Below are 20,170 nucleotides of genomic sequence, written 5' to 3' on the forward strand. Positions count from 1 at the left end.
AGCTGAACCGGATCGTCATGGATATCGACGACCAGGCGTTTATGATCGTAAGCCAGGTGGGAGAGGTCCGCGGCCGCGGATTTACGCTGACAAAAAAATATGAATAGGAAAAGGGACCGGAAGTCTGGGTGTTCCGGGCCTGCTTAAGATGATTAACTAAAAAGGGGAGACGGCAAAAGAAAAGTAACTTGTTGCCGCCTCTTTTTTTACGTTGTATTGTTTTCCCGGAAATGGCAAAAATACCTTGAATTTTGCAGAGAATGCGGTTATTATTACACTAGGCAGAAATTCGATTTTCGTCAAATTTTAATAATGGAGGACAGCAAAATGACTAAATCAGCACAAACGTCAGCAATGAGAAGAATCAATGAATTGCTTGATGACAACAGCTTTGTTGAAGTCGGCGCCTATATGACTGCCAGAAGCACTGACTTTAACATGCAGGCTCAGGAAACTCCGGCCGACGGCGTGGTTACCGGCTACGGTACCGTTGAGGGAGCCCTTGTGTATGTGTACAGCCAGGATGCAGCCGTTATGGGCGGCTCCGTGGGTGAGATGCATGCAAAAAAGATCGAGAATCTCTATGGCATGGCCATGAAGATGGGCGCTCCGGTGGTAGGCCTGATCGATTGTGCAGGCTTAAGGCTTCAGGAAGGTCTGGACGCATTAAACGGGTTCGGAAGACTGTACGGATGCCAGACCCTGGCTTCCGGCGTGATCCCGCAGATCCAGGCAGTGTTCGGAAACTGCGGCGGCGGTATGGCAGTGGCTTCTGCAATGGCTGACTTCACCTTCATGGAAGATAAGGCAAAGTTATTTGTCAACGCTCCCAATGCCATCGCTGAGAACGATACAGATACATCCAGCGCAAAGTTCCAGAGCGAGGAAGCCGGCAACGTGTGCATGACAGGGACCGAGGAGGACATCCTGGCACAGATCCATACGCTGATCTCCGTACTTCCGGCCAACAACGAAGACGATATGTCCTATGATGAGTGCGCCGACGACCTGAACCGGATGTGTGAGGGCCTGGAGAATTGTGTGGGAGATACAGCCCTTGCTCTGGCCATGATCTCTGATGACAGCTTCTATATGGAACTTAAGAAGGAATATGCTCCCAGCATGGTGACTGCGTTCATCCGCTTAAACGGCACCACCGTGGGCTGTGTGGCCAACCGCACAGAGAGTTATGAGGAGGGAGAAAAAACAGCAGAGTACGAGACAGGCCTGACAGCCAGAGGCTGTGAAAAAGCCGCAGATTTCGTGAATTTCTGCGATGCCTTCAATATCCCGGTACTTACAATGGTGAACGTAAACGGATATAACAGCTGCAAATGCACAGAAAAGAAGATCGCCAAGGCGGCTGCCCGTCTGGCCCATGCCTTTGCAAACGCAGATGTGCCCAAGGTGACAGTGATCGCCGGACAGGCATTCGGTACTGCCGGACTTGTTATGAACAGTAAATCCATTGGCTCCGATATCGTTTACGCATGGAAGAATGCTTCCATTGGCATGATGGAGGCCGTTCCGGCTGTGAAGATCATGTATGCAGAGGAGATCTCTGGATCTGACAATGCGGCTGCCTTGATCAGCGAAAAGGCTGCCCAGTACAGCGAGCTGCAGGCCAGCGCCATGGCTGCGGCCAGAAGAGGCTATGTGGATGACATCATCGATGCGGCTGATACAAGAAAACGCGTGATCGCAGCAATGGAAATGCTGTTCACAAAGAGAGAGGATCGTCCGGCCAAAAAGCACGGTACGGTCTAAGGCGAGGTGGCAGATATATGAAACAGAATATTAAAAGAATCTGGCTTGCCCTCTGTATGGCAGTATGCCTGTTCGCCCTTTCTGCCTGCTCCAGCGCAGAAGCGGATACGGCAGAGGAGATGGACCCGTCTCTGGTGATGACGCTCCAGCAGGGCACCCAGCAGTATCTGGATCTGTTTGCCGCAATGGGAGACGAGGATCTGGATAATGCTCTGGCTGCCAGTGAAAAGAACAAGGATACAGTAATGCAGAGCGCCCTGAATTCCTGGAAGTCCGTAAAGGGCGACCTGGGAGCGCTGGTTTCCAGCGAGGCGGCAGAGGTTGAAATTGTGGACGACGGCTATGTGGCCAGGATCCCGGCGGTATTTGAAAAAAGAAACGCAGAGTTTTCTGTAATCGTGGATGAGGATCTTGCAAATATCACTTCCATTACGATCTCTCCGGAATATACCACTGGAGAAAAGCTTTCCAAGGCTGGTATGAATACCCTTATGGGCATGGGAGTCGTATTCCTGGTTCTGATCTTCATCAGCTGGCTCATCAGCATGTTCAAGTACATCAGCGTATTTGAAGCAAAGATGAAGCAGAAGAAGGCTCCGGCCCCGTCAGCAGCTCCGGCAGCGGTTCCCGCCCCGGCTCCGGCAGCAGCCCCGGCTCCGGCAGCAGCCCCGGCTGAGGAGGCCTGTGACGATACGGAGCTGGTATCCGTGATCGCTGCAGCCATCGCGGCTTCCGAAGGCAGAGAGTCTGCCGACGGCCTTATTGTTCGTTCCATTAAGCGTGTTCCCAACAGGAACTGGAAATAACCCATCATCAGGAGGAAATGAAAATGAAAAATTATACCATCACAGTTAATGGCAATGTATATGAAGTAACCGTAGAAGAAGGCTTCACAGGAAAGGCAGCAGCTCCGAAAGCAGCGGCTCCCGTACAGGCACCCAAGGCCGCTCCGGCTCCGGCAGCAGCCCCGGCCCCGGCAGCAGCCCCGGCTCCTGCGGCAGCTCCCGCTGGTGCAGCAGGAAGCGTTGCAGTGACAGCTCCCATGCCCGGAAAGATCCTTGGCGTGAAGGCGTCCGCAGGCCAGGCAGTGAAAAAAGGCCAGGTGATCGTGATCCTCGAGGCCATGAAGATGGAAAACGAGATTGTAGCACCCCAGGACGGCACCGTAGCTACCATCAATGTGGCTGTTGGTGATTCTGTTGAGCCGGGCGCAACTCTGGCTACATTAAACTAATCGTCTGCTGACTGCAGATTCCATATGGAGGGATTAAAATGGAATATATTCAAAGTACACTTTTGAATCTTGTCCAGCAGACAGCATTCTTAAATCTGACATTCGGCAACATGATCATGATCTTTGTGGCATTTATCTTCCTTTACCTTGCCATTAAAAAAGGTTTTGAGCCTCTGCTGCTTGTCCCGATTTCCTTTGGTATGCTGCTCGTGAATATCTATCCGGATATCATGCTGAGCATTGAGGATTCATCCAATGGCGTTGGAGGACTTCTCCATTACTTCTATTTGCTGGATGAGTGGAGCATCCTCCCGTCCCTGATCTTCATGGGCGTAGGCGCTATGACTGACTTCGGACCACTGATCGCGAACCCCAAGAGCTTCCTTCTGGGCGCGGCCGCACAGTTCGGTATTTATGCTGCTTACTTCCTTGCGATCTTCATGGGCTTCAACGACAAGGCAGCTGCTGCCATCTCCATCATCGGCGGCGCTGACGGTCCTACCTCTATCTTCCTGGCCGGCAAGCTGGGACAGACGGAATTCATGGGCCCTATTGCCGTTGCCGCTTACTCCTACATGGCCCTGGTACCCATCATCCAGCCGCCGATCATGAAGCTTCTGACCACAGAAGAGGAGAGAAAGATCAAGATGGAGCAGCTCCGTCCGGTGTCCAAGCTGGAGAAGATCCTGTTCCCCATCATCGTTACTGTTGTTGTGTGTCTGATCTTACCGACGACCGCACCGTTGGTTGGTATGCTGATGGTCGGCAACCTGTTCCGTGAGTCTGGCGTTGTAAAGCAGCTTCAGGAGACTGCCTCCAACGCCCTCATGTATATCGTAGTTATCGTTCTGGGTCTTTCCGTGGGAGCAACTACCAGCGCCGAGGCGTTCTTAAAGATGACCACGATTAAGATCGTTATCCTGGGTCTGGTAGCCTTCGCCTTTGGTACGGCCGCAGGCGTGATCTTCGGTAAGATCATGTGTAAGGTGACCGGAGGAAAGGTAAATCCGCTGATCGGTTCTGCCGGTGTATCCGCAGTTCCCATGGCGGCCCGTGTATCCCAGAAGGTTGGTTCTGAGGCAGATCCCACCAACTTCCTTCTGATGCACGCCATGGGCCCCAACGTGGCAGGCGTGATCGGTACCGCCGTAGCCGCCGGCACATTCATGGCTATTTTCGGAATACAGTAAAGGGCGGCGTAAGCCGCCCGCTACGCAAACGTAGCGCAGCGGAGTTCGCGTTTTCCCGTTTGGCGGCGTAAGCCGCCCGCTACGCAAACGTAGCGCAGCGGAGTTCGCGTTTTCCCGTTTGGCGGCGTAAGCCGCCCGCTACGCAAACGTAGCGCAGCGGAGTTCGCGTTTCCCGTCTTACGGGCGGGGCCGCCCTCCGCTGGGTCAGACTCTTCGCGTTTTCCCGTTCGGCGGCGTAAGCCGCCTATGGAAGGTTTTCACTTGATAATTTTCAGGAGGTAAAAATAAAATGGCAGAAGTTCAGAAAAAGCCGGTAAAGATCGTTGAGACTGTTCTTCGTGACGCTCACCAGTCCTTACTTGCCACAAGAATGTCCACAGACCAGATGCTTCCCATCGTTGATAAGATGGATAAGGTCGGCTACTATGCAGTGGAATGCTGGGGCGGCGCCACCTTTGACGCAAGCCTTCGTTTCTTAAAAGAAGATCCCTGGGAGAGACTGAGAAAGTTAAGGGACGGCTTTAAGAATACAAAGCTCCAGATGCTGTTCCGCGGACAGAATATTTTAGGTTATAACCATTATGCAGATGATGTGGTAGAGTATTTCGTACAGAAATCCATTGCCAACGGTATCGATATCATCCGTATCTTCGACTGCTTAAACGATATCAGAAACCTGGAAACAGCTGTAAAGGCTACCAACAAGGAAAAGGGCCATGCCCAGATCGCTTTAAGCTATACCCTTGGCGACGCCTATACTCTGGATTACTGGAAGAACATTGCCCGCGAGATCGAGGAAATGGGTGCAGATTCCTTGTGTATCAAGGATATGGCCGGACTTCTGACTCCGTATAAGGCAGCAGAGCTGGTACAGGCCTTAAAGGAAGGAACAAAGCTTCCCATCGACCTGCATACCCACTACACCTCCGGCGTTGCTTCCATGACTTACTTAAAGGCTGTGGAAGCAGGCTGCGATATCATCGACTGTGCAATGTCCCCGCTGGCTCTTGGTACTTCCCAGCCTGCTACGGAGGTTATGGTTGAGACCTTCCGCGGCACTCCCTATGATACCGGATATGACCAGAACCTTTTAGCTGAGATCGCCGACTACTTTACACCGATCCGTGAAGAGGCTTTAAAGAGCGGCCTTTTAAACCCGAAGGTACTGGGCGTAAACATCAAGACTCTTCAGTACCAGGTACCGGGCGGAATGCTTTCCAACCTGGTGAGCCAGTTAAAGGAAGCTGGACAGGAAGACAAGTACCGCGCAGTTCTGGAGGAGATCCCGAGAGTAAGAAAAGACTTCGGCGAGCCGCCGTTGGTTACTCCGTCTTCCCAGATCGTAGGTACCCAGGCTGTTATGAACGTACTGGCAGGCGAGCGGTACAAGATGGTTCCCAAGGAGTCCAAGAAGATCATGATGGGCGAATTTGGCCAGACTGTAAAGCCGTTCAACAAGGAAGTACAGAAAAAGATCATCGGCGATGCGACACCCATCACCTGCCGTCCGGCCGATCTGATCCCGCCGCAGCTTCCTAAGTTCGAGAAGGAATGTGCCCAGTGGAAGCAGCAGGATGAGGATGTTTTATCTTATGCCCTGTTCCCGGCCGTGGCCAAGGACTTCTTCGAGTACCGTGAAGCCCAGCAGACCGGCGTGGATCCGAAAAAGGCAGATAAGGAAAACAAGGTATATCCCGTCTAGTCCATAGACAGATCCGGCGGGGAGCGTTTGCTTCCCTCTGGAAAAGGCCCTCCGGCCCGTGCAGAAGCACTGTCCGGAGGGTTTTTGTATGTACGCGGACAGCGGACCAAAGTCCGTCCGGCACAGGACCCGGCGCCTGTGCCTTTCCATATCCGTGTTTTCTTAAGAAAACCTTACAAATTCCCCGTAAAACCGCGGCAAAAATATGAAGTTTCCTTCCTGAGGTTGACAGGAAACTCCCTTTGTCATTATAATAACGTATAGTGTCATTTTTAGACAGAACTGGAAAATGGCAGAATAGAAAAATGACCATAAAGAAAGAGAGAAGAAGGATGAAAAAAAGAGGGAGACGGATCCTGGCGGCTCTGACGGCTGTGCTTTTACTGGCTGAATCCGTGAGCGGCACAGGGATCATTGCAGACTATCCCGGAACGATATACGCAGAGACACAGAGATCGGCCATAGTAAATGCAACCACACTGAATGTAAGAAGCGGCCCGGGCACAGGAAATTCCGTTGTAAGGAAGCTGTCCTACGGAGCCCCTGTGACTGTGGTGGGACAAGAGACAGCTTCTGACGGTGTACTCTGGTATAAGCTTCAGTTTACGGCTGGAGGGAAGAGTATGGAGGGCTATGCTTCCTCCGAATACATAAAATTTCCGGTTTCCTACACCACGGACCCCCAGTTCGAGGCGTATATGACCAGTCAGGGCTTTCCGGAAAGCTATAAGGAATCCTTACGTGTCCTTCATGCTGAATTCCCGTCCTGGGTATTCCAGGTGCAGAATACGGGCCTGGACTGGAACGACGCCGTCAATAATGAGAGCATCGTAGGAGCCAATCTGGTTTCCACCAACAGCCTGTCCTCCTGGAAGTCTACGGAATATGGAGCGTATGACTGGAATACGGGGAAATGGACCGGTTTTGACGGACCCAGCTGGGTAGCGGCTTCCAGGGATATTGTCAGCTATTATATGGATCCCAGGAATTTTTTAAATGAGATCTATGTATTCCAGTTCCTGCTGCAGTCCTACGATGGGGCCCACCAGACGCGGGAGGGGCTTCAGAGTCTGGTTTCGGGTACGTTCCTGGAAAAATCCACAGGCCAGGGAGACGGAAATACTCCATCGGCACAGGAAGGTCAGAATAACCAGCAGGATTCCGGGCAGAATGGAAGTGACGGGGGCGGGACTCCCCTTCCTCCCGGACAGAATTATGGCCCTGGAATGGACATGGGGAGCAGTGGAAATATTTCCCAGAACGCACCGTCCGGAGACACCGCCCAGAGCTCGCCCCAGGGAGTGGGAGGCCAGAAGCCGGATGTGAGCCTGGAAGGTCCTTCTGCGGTGGTCAGTGCCAGGGAAACCCAGGTCCTGGCCCTTCCCAACGTGGAATATGGCCCTGGAATGGACGCTTCTGTGATCACAGGAGACAGCACAGGTGCATCAGAAACGTCGCCGGTGCCGTCGGGCCAGAGCTATGTGGATATCATTATGAATGCAGGAGCCCAGTCCGGTGTGAATCCCTATGTTCTGGGAGCCATGATCCTCCAGGAGCAGGCCAATGGCACTTCCGGCAGCATCTCGGGAACCACTGCCGGCTACCAGGGGATCTATAATTTCTTTAATATCGGGGCATACCAGACGGATTCCATGTCCGCTGTCACCAGAGGCCTGTGGTACGCGTCCCAGGCAGGAAATTATGGACGGCCCTGGAATTCCATCGAGAAGTCTATCCTGGGAGGAGCTCTTTATTATGGAGAGAATTTTGTTTCCCAGGGACAGGATACATTTTATCTGAAAAAATTCAATGTACAGGGCAGTAATCTTTATAAGCACCAGTACATGACCAATGTGGAGGGAGCCGCCGGAGAAGGGGCCAAGCTCTCCAGAGCATACACAGATGCAATGAAAAAGGAGCCCCTGGTATTTAAGATCCCGGTATTCAACAATATGCCTGAGGCGGCCTGCCCCAAACCTGAGACAACTGGAAGTCCCAACAATAAGCTGGCTTCTCTGGAGGTGGAGGGGTATTCCCTTACTCCTACCTTTAATAAGGACACAGAAAGCTACGACGTGATCGTAAATCCGTCGGTGGGACAGATCTCAGTGAAGGCCGGGACCATCGATTCCAAAGCGTCTGTTTCCGGCACTGGGACCATAAGCCTGCAAAGCGGGAATAATACGGTCTCGATAGAGGTAAAGGCAGAAAACGGCAGCGTCCGCACATACAGGCTCAATGTGGTACGCCAGTCGGATGCTCCGGTGGCCAATGTGCCGTCGGGCGGAGAAAGCGCCCAGAGCAGCGGAGGAAATACGTCCGGACCTGGAAGTACAGGGAACGTTGTGATCATCCGGCCATCGGGCCAGGGAAATTCCCCCGAAAGCCAGAGCGCGGATGTGGTCATCGGCGTTTCCCCTTCATAAGGACGCCCATGGACCGGGGAAACCGGATAAAGTAAGGAGAATATAAGATATGAACAGGATAATAAAGAAAATGACAGTGGTATTCCTGTCTCTGGCGATCACGCTTCTGGCGTTTCCGGCAGGGATCCTGACTGCCTATGCGGGGGCTGGAAAGATCACCTTTTCCGATCCGACGGCATCAGTGGGAAATCAGGTATCTGTCACCATGAAGATCGCCTCTTCGGATGGCACGGCTCTCAATAAAGCAGATGTGATGCTGGAATACGATGCCCAGTCCCTGGAATTCCTAAGCGGGACCAGCGCCAACGGCGGGGCGGGGAATGTCCGTGTGGTTGGGGATGCGGAGGCAGCCAGCCAGACGACCTTCAGCTTTACGCTGAAGTTTAAGGCCCTGAAGGCCGGGACCTCGTCTATCACCGTTAAATCCCAGGAGGTATACGATGCCAATGGGCAGGCAGTGACCATTTCCCATACGGGTAATTCTGCTGTAAAGGTCAGCGGAGGCTCCGACGCTTCCCAGGACGCTTCCCTGGGATCCCTGACTGTTTCACCAGGGACCCTGAGTCCGGAATTTTCAGCAGAGGTGACGGAGTACACGGCTGCCGTTCCGGCGGATGTGGAAAAGATCACGGTCAGTGCTCCGGCCAATGACGGGAAAGCAAACGTATCTGTGGAGGGAGCTGAAGATCTCCAGCCAGGCGAAAATAAGGTGGTCTGCACGGTTACCGCAGAGGATGGAAGCACGAAAAAAACGTATACCATCACGGTTACCAGAGGCGGAGACAGCTCTGCGGAAGAGACGGAACCGTCTGCGGAGGCCAGTTCCCCCGAGGGCACGCCTCATAACGTGGAGGATGGAAACTGGACCGTTGCTGAAACCTTTGATGCAGAAACTCTTCCCGAAGGCTTTTCTGTAACAGAATATGAGTATCAGGGAGCCACAGTCCAGGCAGGAACCAATGACCAGGGCGTGATCCTCCTTTATATGACCGATGAAGATGGAAACGGAGATTTCTTTGTATATGATCCCCAGGAAGATATCCTTTCCCCATATGTGACAGTCCGTATGGCAGAAAAGACCATTATCGTTCTGTCTCCTGAAAATATCCCAGAGGGGACAGAGCTTCCCGACGGATTCAGGGAATGCACCATCGACATCGGAGAACATACGGTACACGGCTGGATCTGGAACAGCCAGGATGGCGGGACACCAGAATACTGCATCGTTTACGGCCAGAACGCAGACGGGGAGCAGAACTTCTACCGCTACGACCAGAAGGAAATGACCCTCCAGAGATTCTTCCAGGATCCGGAGGCAGAGGAGCTCCGGGCAGTCAATGAGAAGGTGGTCGGAGAGTATAACAGCCTGGTGGAGGACTACACAGTCCGCGGATATATGATCGCCGGTCTGTTTGCCGTATGCATTATCCTGGCGATCATCCTTATCATTCTCCTGCTGACCAGAAAGCCTGGAGGAACGTACCGGGAGGAAAAACCGAAAAAATCGGCAGGAAAACCGGACGCATATTCCAGAGAAGGCTCCAGGCCGGGAAAGACAAAGGAACCCAGAAGGACCCAGGCGAAAAAATGGACAGACCAGGACCTGGATGACCTGGAGGATCTGGATCTGGAGGAAGAGGAACGGGCCTTTGTAAAGCATAAGGCCCCGGTCCGTCATCCGGCGTCGGATCAGGAGACAGGGAGGAGGACTGCCAGTGTCCCGGAGGCGGAAGCCCCGGTAAGACAGGAGACGCCCGCTCCGGTTTCCAGCGCACCGGTGAAGGAACAGATCCCAGAAAAGGCAGCTCCATTCAAAGAAGAAGACCAGGACGATGATTTTGAATTTATCGATCTGGATCTGTAAAGCTGTACCGTTCAGCCGTCCGGAGATCCGGACAGGCAGGCGTACGGCGGAAGGGCTGTGCAGCACACACATAAAATAGAATGGATTGCAAACTCCCCCCGATTCGGGTATAATGGACACGTTCGCTGTCTAAAAAACCGAATAGAGGGGAGTATTTGTTATGAAAGAAAGAAGCAGCTTTACCAGCCGCATCGGCTTTGTCCTTGCGGCGGCCGGTTCTGCAGTGGGACTGGGAAATATGTGGAGGTTTCCATATCTGGCAGCAAAATATGGAGGGGGAGCCTTCCTGATCACATACGTTCTTCTGGCTGTGACCTTTGGATTTACGCTTATGATCACAGAGGTTGCCATGGGAAGAAGGACCCGCATGTCATGCATCGAAGCTTTTGGAAGCCTGAACCGCCGCTTTGCGCCCCTGGGCTGGCTGGCAGCCCTGATCCCGGTGATCATCGCGCCCTATTACTGTGTGATCGGCGGCTGGGTCGTTAAGTATTTTGTGGAATTTATCCGGGGAAACGGTATGGCCGTATCCAGCGACACGTATTTTGGAGATTTTATCAGCATGGCCGGCAGCGGGATCCTGGAAAATCCGCTACTCTGGTTCGTGATCTTTGTGCTCCTTACGGCAGTGGTGGTGCTCCTGGGCGTTGATACGGGAGTGGAAAAGGCCAGCAGCGTCATGATGCCGGTGCTAGTGCTGCTTTCCGTAGGGATCTCTGTTTACTGTATGACTCTCCCGGGAGCCGCAGAGGGATTAAAGTATTATCTCCTTCCGGATTTTGCGGACTTTTCCCTGACCACAGTGCTGGCGGCCATGGGCCAGTTGTTTTATTCCATGTCCTTAGCCATGGGGATCATGATCACCTATGGCTCCTATATGAAAAAAGAGGATGATCTGGAGAGTTCCGTGGGCCAGATCGAGATCTTTGATACGGGGATCGCTTTTCTGGCGGGACTTATGATCGTTCCCGCAGTAGTAGCCTTTAACGGAGGGGATGCGTCCCTGATCCAGGGAAAGGCCGGTCCGGGATTGATGTTCGGGGTACTGCCCAAGGTATTTGAATCCTTCCCGCTGGGAGGAGCTGTGGGAGCCATGTTTTTCCTGCTGGTATTTTTTGCGGCCCTTACCTCGTCCATTTCCCTGCTGGAGACGGTGGTATCGATCCTTACGGATAAAATGCGGCTCACCAGGAAAAAGGCCACGATCCTTTCCACTGCCGGGATTCTGATCCTGGGGATCCCGTCCTGTCTGGGCTATGGTCCCTGGGGCCACATTACAGTATTAAAGATGCAGTTCCTGGACTTCTTTGATTTTATATCCAACTCCGTGATGATGCCCATTGTGGCCATTGGAACGTGTATCCTGGTGGGACATGTGGTAGGAAGCCGGTATATTGAGGAGGAGGTGGAGTCCTCCGGCACCTTTAAGAGAAAGAAGATGTACCGGATCATGATCAGGTACGTGGCTCCGGTGATGCTGGCAGCGATCCTGGCAGGAGAGGTCCTTAAATATTTTGGCATTATCAGTATTTAATGGAAAATTTTCCTTTTATATTTGGGAAAGATATGGTAAGATACTATATTATCATGTAAAACAGATAGAAATACAGGAACATAAATGGAGGAATCACTATGGCGGAAAATATAAAACCGGCAGAGGAAACGAAAGAAACAGTTTCTAAAAATTTTATTGAACAGGAAATCGATAAAGACCTGGCGGAGGGCGTATATGACCATGTCCAGACGAGATTCCCACCGGAGCCCAACGGATATCTCCACATCGGACATGCCAAGTCCATTATCCTGAATTCGGGACTGGCAAAGGAATATGGCGGAAAATTCAATCTCCGTTTTGATGATACGAACCCCACGAAGGAAAAAACGGAGTATGTGGAGTCCATCATAAACGACGTGAAATGGCTGGGCGCGGAATTTGAGGACAGGCTGTTTTTTGCGTCTGACTACTTTGATGCAATGTATGAGTGCGCAGTCCATCTGATCAAAAAAGGAAAAGCGTTCGTCTGCGACCTTTCGGCCGATGAGATCCGGGAATACCGGGGAGATTTCAATACTCCGGGAAAAAACAGCCCCTACCGGGACAGAACGGTGGAGGAGAACCTGAAGCTCTTTGAAGAAATGAAGAACGGCGTGTATAAGGACGGGGAAAAGGTGCTCCGCGCCAAGATCGATATGGCGTCCCCCAACATCAATATGAGAGATCCGGTGATCTACCGTGTGGCCCGTATGAGCCATCATAACACTGGAGACAAGTGGTGCATTTATCCCATGTACGACTTTGCCCATCCCATCGAGGATGCCATCGAGCATATCACCCACTCCATCTGTACCCTGGAATTCGAGGATCACAGACCGCTTTATGACTGGGTGGTAAGAGAGTGTGGATTTGAGAATCCGCCGCGTCAGATCGAGTTTGCAAAGCTGTACCTGACCAATGTGGTCACAGGAAAACGTTACATCAAGAAGCTGGTGGAGGACGGGATCGTGGACGGCTGGGATGATCCGCGCCTGGTGACCATCGCTGCTCTCAGAAGGAGAGGCTACACGCCGGAATCCCTGCGGATGTTTGTGGATCTGGTGGGCGTTTCCAAGGCCAACAGCTCTGTGGATTACGCAATGCTGGAATACTGCATCCGGGAGGACTTAAAGCTTAAGAGGCCCAGAATGATGGCGATCCTGGATCCGGTGAAGCTGGTGATCGACAACTATCCGGAAGGGCAGACGGAAATGCTGTCCGTACCCAATAACCTGGAAAATCCGGAAATGGGAGAACGCCAGGTTCCTTTCTCCAGAGAGCTTTATATTGAGCGTGAGGACTTTATGGAGGAGCCGCCGAAAAAATATTTCCGCCTGTTCCCGGGAAATGAGGTCCGCCTCATGAGCGCTTATTTCGTTACATGCACCAGCTTTGAGAAGGATGAAAATGGTAAGGTCACGGTGGTCCACTGTACCTACGATCCGGAGACAAAGAGCGGATCCGGCTTTAACGGCAGAAAGGTCAAGGGAACCATCCACTGGGTTTCTGCAGAACATGCAGGGCAGGTGGAGTGCCGCCTTTATGAGAACATCGTGGATGAGGAAAAGGGCAAGCTGAACGCAGACGGAACGCTGAACCTGAATCCCAATTCCAAAACTGTGACAATGGCTTACGTGGAGCCGGCGCTGATGGAGGCCAGGGCTTATGACAGCTTCCAGTTCGTAAGAAACGGCTTCTACTGCGTGGACTGCAAGGACAGCGAGGAAGGAAAGCCGGTTTATAACCGGATCGTTTCCTTAAAGAGCTCCTTCCGGCTTCCTAAGTAGGGTCTGGAGCAGACAGAGGAAAAACACAGACTGAGATACAAAAGAGGGATGCCCCTGGAAAAAGTTCCGGCGGACATCCCTTTCTGGTATCCAGGAAAAACGGAGGTAAAGATGGAGCTTATGATCCCATTGAGCAGCCAGGATCCAAGGCCGCTGTATGAACAGATCTACCAGTATATAAAAGGAGAGATCCGGAACGGAGGCCTGAAGCCCATGAAAAAGCTGCCCTCTTCCAGGGAACTGGCCAAAAGCCTGAGGGTCAGCCGCAGTACCACCCAGTCGGCTTATGAACAGCTTGTGGCCGAAGGATACCTGGAGGCGTCGTCGAGACGCGGATATTTTGTGGCCGGACTGGATGGGATCCTGCCCCCGGTCGCTCCGGAAAGACGGGCGGTACAGGAAATGTTTCCAGGCCGGAGGGATGGGGAGGCGCCGGATCTCCAGGAGAAAAAATGGAGAGTGGACTTTTCACCCAGGGGAATTGATCTGGATAGCTTCCCCTTTTCCACCTGGAGGCGGATCAGCCGGGCAGTCTTAAAGGAGGAGGACACGGAAATGTTCTTAAAGGGCAGTCCCCAGGGGGATCTTCTTCTGAGGGAGGCCATCCGGGACTACCTTCATGCAGCCCGGGGCGTAAATTGTACGGCAGAACAGATCATCATCGGCGCAGGGAACGAATATCTTCTGATCCTTTTATCCCAGCTTCTGGGCCGGGAGACCGGGATCGCCATGGAGGATCCCACCTATAAGCAGGCATACCGTGTTCTTGGGGGAATGGGCCATCCGGTTTTTCCTGTGGGAATGGATGACAGCGGCTTCCGGGTACAGGAGCTGGAGCGGCTTCCTGCATCCGCAGCCTATGTGATGCCGTCCCATCAGTTTCCCATGGGGATCGTCATGCCGGTGAAGCGGAGGCAGGAGCTTCTGGCCTGGGCCATGAAAGAGCCGGACCGCTATCTGATCGAGGACGACTACGATAGTGAATTCCGTTACAGGGGAAAGCCGATCCCGGCCCTTCAGGGCATGGATGACAGCGGAAGGGTCATTTATATGGGAACCTTTTCAAAGGCCATTGCGCCTGCCATCCGTGTGGGCTATCTGGTGCTCCCTCCCTCGCTGATGGAACGGTATGAAGAGCGGGGACGGTTCTACTCCTCCACAGTGTCCCGTGTAGACCAGCGGATCCTGGCGATGTTCATTGGAGGCGGCTATTTTGAACGCCATCTGAACCGGATGAGGGAGATCTATAAGGGGAAGCATGACCTGCTTCTGGCTTCCTTAAAGCCTCTGGAAAAGGAATTTGAGATCAGCGGAGAATATGCCGGCCTCCATGTTCTTCTTACCTGCCGCGGAGAGAGGACTGAGGAGCAGCTTGAGAAGGCGGCAGAAACGGAGGGGATCCGGGTCTATGGCTTATCGGGATCTTATATTGGAAAAAAGGATACAGAGAGCCGGACAGTGATCCTGGGATACGCCAGCCTGACAGAAGAGAAGATACAGGAAGGGGCAGCGGCTCTGGCTAAGGCCCTCTGCCCGTAGAAGATGAAGTTCCCTTTTCCCCCTGCGGTTTTGCGGCTCCAAAAGAGGGAGGGAAAAACGCGCAGGGGAGAGAGGGATCAGATGTTTCCGAAGATCCGGTCCTCGATCAGATGAATCCCGTGCCAGAACATTTCGCAGACGGGCGTTTCCACCCCCAGCTCTTTTCCCAGGCGGACCACTGTACCTGCAAACATATCCACTTCTGTGTGCTTTCCGGCCTCCAGATCCTGGAGGGTGGAGGGCTTGTTCTGATATGGAAGGCGGCCGATGGTGTGTTCCTGCCGGTCGATCTCATTCTGGCCGATGTCCACCCCAAGCCGGTTGGCCACTCGGATCACCTCCCACATGGCGGCGCGGCGGAAATAGTTGGCGTCAGCGCTTTTCTGGAAGGCTCCGAAGGGAATGCCAAACATGGCACAGGTCATATTTTCTCCTACATTGCACATGAATTTAAACCACAGCCCTTTGATCATATCGGGATCGATCTTATAATCGATCCCGCAGCGGTCGAACAGCTCTTTGACGGCCAGGACTTTATCAGAAAAATGGCCGGGATCGTTTTTTTCTTCTCCGAAGTGGATCAGTCCTTTTTCCGGATCGAATTCGGCCTTTCCATCCTTCATGGCGATGCTGACGCGCATATAAGAATAGAGCACATGCTCCTGGCCGTACACATCTGCGGTCTGCTTTTCGCTGTCAATGCCATTGAGGACAGGAAGGATGATGGTTTCCGGTCCCACCTGGTATTTAATATCTTTTAGCGCCTGGGCAAGGTCATATCCCTTTACGGCTATGATCACCAGGTCGGAGGGCCCGTCGTTATCCTCCGGGGTGACGATAGGGAAACGGTAATTGATACCGTTTACAGTCACGCCCTTCTGCTCCAGACGGTCCTTTCTCGCTCCAGATGCCATGATACGGAATCCGGCTCCCAGCTTTTCAGAGATCCGTGGAGCAAAGAAGACCCCCATGGCCCCCAGACCGATCAAAGTCACTTTTTTCATTGGCTTCATAATCCTTTTCTCCCTTCGGTGCGATTCCTTATACAGGCGGCCGCATCCAATGCGCGGACCTGTGTAAATTTTATGTATATTTTATAATAAGAATATTCGGGTGTCAATCGTTCAAAGAAACCCCGGGGAGGGTACAGATTCTTTTTCTGTTTTGTTGACTTTTCGGATGAAAGCTGATATACTCAACCTAAGATATTGTGAAAAATGCATAGATAAAAAAGTAATGTGGGTGCTGTATAAATGGTACCCATATGTGCTGAAAAAAATATGGAATGCATTCCACAATATGGAATATCAGAACTACTAAAGTTTCTAAAAGAAACAAAATGAAGGAGGTGCGGTGAGTATATGTGGACTGGGCAGGAAATGACCTTAGTAGACGGTCTGATGATCTCGGCAGTGGGACTTCTGGTCGTGTTTGCGGCTCTTGCGGCGCTGGCGATCGCGGTCATCATCATTTCTAAGATCATCAATACAGCGGTCAAAGATAAGGCACCGAAGCAGGCGGCTGTGGCGGCGGCTCCGGCCCCGGCGCTGGATGAGGAATCCTATGCAGTGCTTCTCGCAGCAATCAGCGAGGAAGCCAGACTGTCGGGAGAAGAGTTCCGTGTTACAAGCATCAAAGAGCTGTAAGGTGAAGTGAGGACCGAAAAAGCAAACGAAAAAGTGAAAAAAGGAAAGGATGTATTTTATTATGAAATATGTAGCTACTTTAAACGGAAAAAAATATGAGATCGAGATCGAGAGAGTGGAAGAGTACAAGCCCCTGGACAGAGGCGTTACTGTGAACGCTCCGGCTCCCATCCTTGCAAAGGCAGCAGCTCCGGCTCCGGCCCCCGCAGCAGCAGCAGCTCCCGCTCCGGCCCCTGCACCAGCCCCCGCTCCGGCTCCCGCAGCAGCTCCGGCTCCTGCATCAGCAGGCGGACAGTCCGTAGATGCTCCCATGCCTGGTAAGATCCTGGATATCAAGGTGAAGGCCGGCGACGCTGTCAGCTTTGGACAGTGTGTAGTTGTTATGGAAGCCATGAAGATGGAGACTGAGATCGTTGCTCCGGCAGCAGGCACAGTTGCTTCCGTAAACGTAAGCGTAGGCGACGCTGTTGAAACAGGCGCTGTTCTGGTGACCTTAAACTAATAGGAGGTGCCCCGTGAATATACTTTCAGTTTTTGGGGAGCTCCTGGCCCAGTCGGGTTTTGCCGCACTGACCTGGCAGCAGGCTGTCATGCTTCTCATTTCCTTCATTTTATTATATCTGGCGATCAAAAAGCAGTTTGAGCCGCTTCTTCTGCTACCGATTGCCTTCGGTATGTTCCTCGCAAATCTGCCGCTGGCGGGCCTGATGAATGAGGCAGACAACTGGTATAACTCTGGTGTTTTACGGATCATTTACAGCGGCGTGAAATCCAGTCTGTTCCCGTGTCTGATCTTTATGGCCGTAGGTGCCATGACAGACTTCGGTCCCCTGATCGCAAACCCGGTGAGCCTTTTACTTGGCGCAGCCGCCCAGTTCGGCATCTACGTGGCTTTCCTTCTTGCCATGGCAACCGGACTGTTCACACCGGGACAGGCTGCCGCCATCGGTATCATTGGCGGTGCTGACGGCCCGACCGCTATTTACATTGCCAATAACCTGGCTCCGGAGCTGGTGGCTCCCATTGCAGTGGCCGCCTACTCCTATATGGCCCTGATTCCGCTGATCCAGCCGCCGATCATGAAGGCTCTTACTACAAAGAAAGAGCGTCAGATCGTTATGAAGCAGCTGCGTAAGGTAAGTAAAGTGGAAAAGATCGTATTCCCCGTATTCGTGGTACTGTTCTGTTCCTTACTGCTTCCGTCCGTTGCTCCCCTGTTAGGTATGCTGATGCTGGGCAACCTGCTCCGTGAATCCGGAGTGACCGGAAGACTTTCCGATACTGCCCAGAACGCGCTGTGCAACATCGTTACCATCATGTTAGGTACCACCGTAGGTGCAACTGCCAACGGTGAGATCTTCTTACGTGTACAGACCATCGCCATCATCTGCATGGGCCTTCTGGCCTTCGCATTTGCGACCGTGGGCGGCGTCCTGTTCGGAAAGCTCCTTTGCGCGCTGACCGGAGGAAAGATCAACCCGCTGATCGGTTCCGCAGGCGTATCCGCAGTTCCCATGGCAGCCCGTGTATCCCAGACCGTCGGAGCCAAAGAAAACCCGACCAACTTCCTTCTGATGCACGCCATGGGCCCCAACGTAGCCGGAGTCATCGGCTCCGCCGTAGCCGCCGGGTACTTTATGCTGATGTTCGGTTAAGCAGAGAGCAGTGCGCAGGATTTCCGGCGGGAGTCTGCACCATGCTCGCATGAGTGCAGAGGAGTGACGGAAATCCTGCATAGGGCGAACGCCCGCGGCCCCTCTCAAATAACATTTGACGATTCCATCAGAATTCGGTAGAATTATATCGTATACATAGTGTATTCATAGTATATTTTATAAAGGAGGCTTTATTGTGGCTAATAAAGTTATGTCATTACACGATGCCGTAGAGAAGTACGTTCATGACAACGACGTACTCTGCTTCGGCGGCTTCACCACCAACCGTAAACCTTATGCAGCAGTTTACGAGATCCTTCGTCAGGGAAAGACTGGTTTTGTAGGCTGGTCCGGACCGGCAGGCGGAGACTGGGATATGCTCATCGGCGAGGGCCGTATCAGAGCGTATATCAACTGCTATACCGCCAACTCCGGTTATACAAACGTGGCACGCCGCTTCCGTGCAGCCATTGAGAAGGGTGAGCTGACCTACGAGGATTACTCCCAGGATGTTCTGATGTTACAGCTTCACGCCGCTTCCTTAGGCCTTCCCTACCTCCCCGTAAGAATGATGCAGGGCTCCGGTCTTGTAAAATACTGGGGGATCAGCGAAGAGCAGAGAAAGACCATGGAAGGTGTTGACAACTTAAAATGCGCAGAGATCGAAAACCCGTTTGAGCCGGGCGAAAAGCTGTTAGCTGTTCCGGTTCCGAAGCTGGACTGCGCCATCATCCATGTTCAGCAGGCATCTCCTGATGGAACCTGCATTATCGAAGGCGATGAGTTCCATGATATCGACATTGCCATCGCTGCAAAGCGCACCATCGTAACCTGCGAGGAGATCGTAAGCGATGAGTATATCCGCCGCGATCCCACCAAGACAAGGATCTTCGGCGAGTGTGTAAACGCAGTTGTACGCGCACCCTACGGCGCATGGCCGTCCCAGTGCTACAACTACTACGACGATGATGATAAGGCACTGAAGGAGTACAACAAGGCCTCCATGTACTTAGACGAAGAGGACGCAAAGGCACAGCTCCAGAAGGCTGCCGACAAGGCTGCAAAGGCTGCCGCTGCCAAGCCGGAGGATGAGAAGTTAGCTGCTGCCGCTGAGGCTGCTGCCCAGGCTGCAAAGGACGCTGCCGACGGCACAAAGATCCCGGAGACCTTTAAGGATTACCTGCAGAAGTATGTATACGGCTGTAAGGATCAGGACGACCTTCTTAATGTTATCGGCGGTTCCCGTCTCATGGACCTTAAGAATGAGCCGCACCTTGGCTATTCTACCAGACACTAATTGAGGGGAGGAAAAAGAAAAATGGCTGATTATACAAAGTATACAAAACAGGAAATGCAGGCATATGCCATTGCAAAGAGCATTAAAGAAAATCAGATCGTTATCGTTGGCACAGGCCTTCCGCTCATTGGCGCTTCTCTTGCAAAGCGTGCGGTATGCCCCAGCTGCCATCCCATCGTAGAGAGCGGACTTATGGACTGTTCTCCGGTAGAGGTTCCGCGTTCTGTTGGCGATAACCGTTTCATGGCCCATTGTGCCGTTCAGTGGCCCAACGTCCGTTTCGTTGGCTTTGAGGCCAATGAGTGGCTCCATGACGAGGATCGTCTGATCGCCTTTATCGGCGGCGCACAGATCGACCCCTACGGAAACGTAAACTCCACATGTATCTTCGGAAAGGGTGACTATGTGAAGCCCCAGACCCGTTTCACAGGCTCCGGCGGTGCAAACGGAATCGCTACCTTCTGTAATACTGTGATCATGATGCAGCATCAGAAGAGAAGATTCATGGAGCATGTTGACTACATCACAA

Annotated in this window: 16 protein-coding genes and 1 pseudogene; 16 read left to right on the forward strand and 1 reads right to left on the reverse strand. The window is 52.6% G+C overall.

Annotated features, from left to right (window positions below):
* The 11 genes from WIH05_RS03190 to WIH05_RS03240 all read left to right on the forward strand — a co-directional run.
* On the forward strand, positions 1-107 hold a 107-nt coding region (locus WIH05_RS03190), incomplete at its 5' end, for a DUF2179 domain-containing protein (RefSeq protein ID WP_337424969.1).
* A gap of 220 nt (positions 108-327) precedes the next feature.
* The gene (locus WIH05_RS03195) at positions 328-1,767 is read left to right on the forward strand and encodes a carboxyl transferase domain-containing protein (RefSeq protein WP_022274220.1); all 1,440 of its coding nucleotides are present in this window, start codon (positions 328-330) and stop codon (positions 1,765-1,767) included.
* Positions 1,768-1,784: 17 nt separating this feature from the next.
* On the forward strand, positions 1,785-2,573 hold the full coding sequence (locus WIH05_RS03200; RefSeq protein ID WP_337424966.1) for an OadG family transporter subunit: 789 nt from the start codon (positions 1,785-1,787) through the stop codon (positions 2,571-2,573).
* A 23-nt stretch (positions 2,574-2,596) separates the two neighbouring features.
* Complete coding sequence (locus tag WIH05_RS03205; RefSeq protein ID WP_215653778.1) at positions 2,597-3,001, forward strand: biotin/lipoyl-containing protein; 405 nt, start codon at positions 2,597-2,599, stop codon at positions 2,999-3,001.
* A gap of 38 nt (positions 3,002-3,039) precedes the next feature.
* Entirely contained in the window at positions 3,040-4,191 is a 1,152-nt protein-coding gene (locus WIH05_RS03210) for a sodium ion-translocating decarboxylase subunit beta (protein WP_158358511.1), read from the forward strand.
* A 289-nt stretch (positions 4,192-4,480) separates the two neighbouring features.
* Positions 4,481-5,893, forward strand: a complete 1,413-nt coding sequence (locus WIH05_RS03215; RefSeq protein WP_022272580.1) for an oxaloacetate decarboxylase subunit alpha — start codon at positions 4,481-4,483, stop codon at positions 5,891-5,893.
* A gap of 332 nt (positions 5,894-6,225) precedes the next feature.
* Positions 6,226-8,319, forward strand: coding sequence for an SH3 domain-containing protein (locus WIH05_RS03220; RefSeq protein WP_337424967.1), 2,094 nt, complete (start codon positions 6,226-6,228; stop codon positions 8,317-8,319).
* Between the two features lie 49 nt (positions 8,320-8,368).
* Positions 8,369-10,183: a cadherin-like beta sandwich domain-containing protein gene (locus WIH05_RS03225; RefSeq protein WP_337424968.1), complete on the forward strand. Its 1,815-nt coding sequence runs from the start codon at positions 8,369-8,371 to the stop codon at positions 10,181-10,183.
* A gap of 160 nt (positions 10,184-10,343) precedes the next feature.
* Positions 10,344-11,717 carry a sodium-dependent transporter gene (locus WIH05_RS03230; RefSeq protein ID WP_022272587.1) on the forward strand — a complete coding sequence of 458 codons (1,374 nt, stop codon included), beginning with the start codon at positions 10,344-10,346 and terminating at the stop codon, positions 11,715-11,717.
* A gap of 98 nt (positions 11,718-11,815) precedes the next feature.
* The gene (locus WIH05_RS03235) at positions 11,816-13,504 is read left to right on the forward strand and encodes a glutamine--tRNA ligase/YqeY domain fusion protein (protein WP_158358507.1); all 1,689 of its coding nucleotides are present in this window, start codon (positions 11,816-11,818) and stop codon (positions 13,502-13,504) included.
* 111 nt (positions 13,505-13,615) lie between these two features.
* The gene (locus WIH05_RS03240; protein WP_022272585.1) at positions 13,616-15,043 is read left to right on the forward strand and encodes a PLP-dependent aminotransferase family protein; all 1,428 of its coding nucleotides are present in this window, start codon (positions 13,616-13,618) and stop codon (positions 15,041-15,043) included.
* A 77-nt stretch (positions 15,044-15,120) separates the two neighbouring features.
* Here WIH05_RS03240 and WIH05_RS03245 read toward each other — a convergent pair whose 3' ends face one another.
* Positions 15,121-16,056 (reverse strand): 2-dehydropantoate 2-reductase, encoded by a 936-nt coding sequence (locus WIH05_RS03245; RefSeq protein WP_022272584.1) that lies wholly within the window; start codon positions 16,054-16,056, stop codon positions 15,121-15,123.
* 348 nt (positions 16,057-16,404) lie between these two features.
* Here WIH05_RS03245 and WIH05_RS03250 point away from each other — a divergent pair, with 348 nt between their 5' ends.
* From WIH05_RS03250 to gctB, 5 genes and pseudogenes are all read left to right on the forward strand, one after another.
* Positions 16,405-16,689 (forward strand): OadG family transporter subunit, encoded by a 285-nt coding sequence (locus WIH05_RS03250; protein WP_022272583.1) that lies wholly within the window; start codon positions 16,405-16,407, stop codon positions 16,687-16,689.
* A 61-nt stretch (positions 16,690-16,750) separates the two neighbouring features.
* Positions 16,751-17,191 carry an acetyl-CoA carboxylase biotin carboxyl carrier protein subunit gene (locus tag WIH05_RS03255; RefSeq protein WP_022272582.1) on the forward strand — a complete coding sequence of 147 codons (441 nt, stop codon included), beginning with the start codon at positions 16,751-16,753 and terminating at the stop codon, positions 17,189-17,191.
* A gap of 13 nt (positions 17,192-17,204) precedes the next feature.
* Complete coding sequence (locus tag WIH05_RS03260; RefSeq protein WP_262428028.1) at positions 17,205-18,344, forward strand: sodium ion-translocating decarboxylase subunit beta; 1,140 nt, start codon at positions 17,205-17,207, stop codon at positions 18,342-18,344.
* Positions 18,345-18,540: 196 nt separating this feature from the next.
* On the forward strand, positions 18,541-19,641 hold the full coding sequence (locus WIH05_RS03265; protein ID WP_022272579.1) for a CoA-transferase: 1,101 nt from the start codon (positions 18,541-18,543) through the stop codon (positions 19,639-19,641).
* Positions 19,642-19,662: 21 nt separating this feature from the next.
* Positions 19,663-20,170 (forward strand): annotated as a pseudogene (gctB, locus tag WIH05_RS03270) (glutaconate CoA-transferase subunit B); the annotation flags it as partial.

It is taken from the genome of Alitiscatomonas sp., from assembly GCF_037242085.1.
In the GTDB taxonomy this organism is placed as follows: Bacteria; Bacillota; Clostridia; order Lachnospirales; family Lachnospiraceae; genus Alitiscatomonas; species Alitiscatomonas aceti.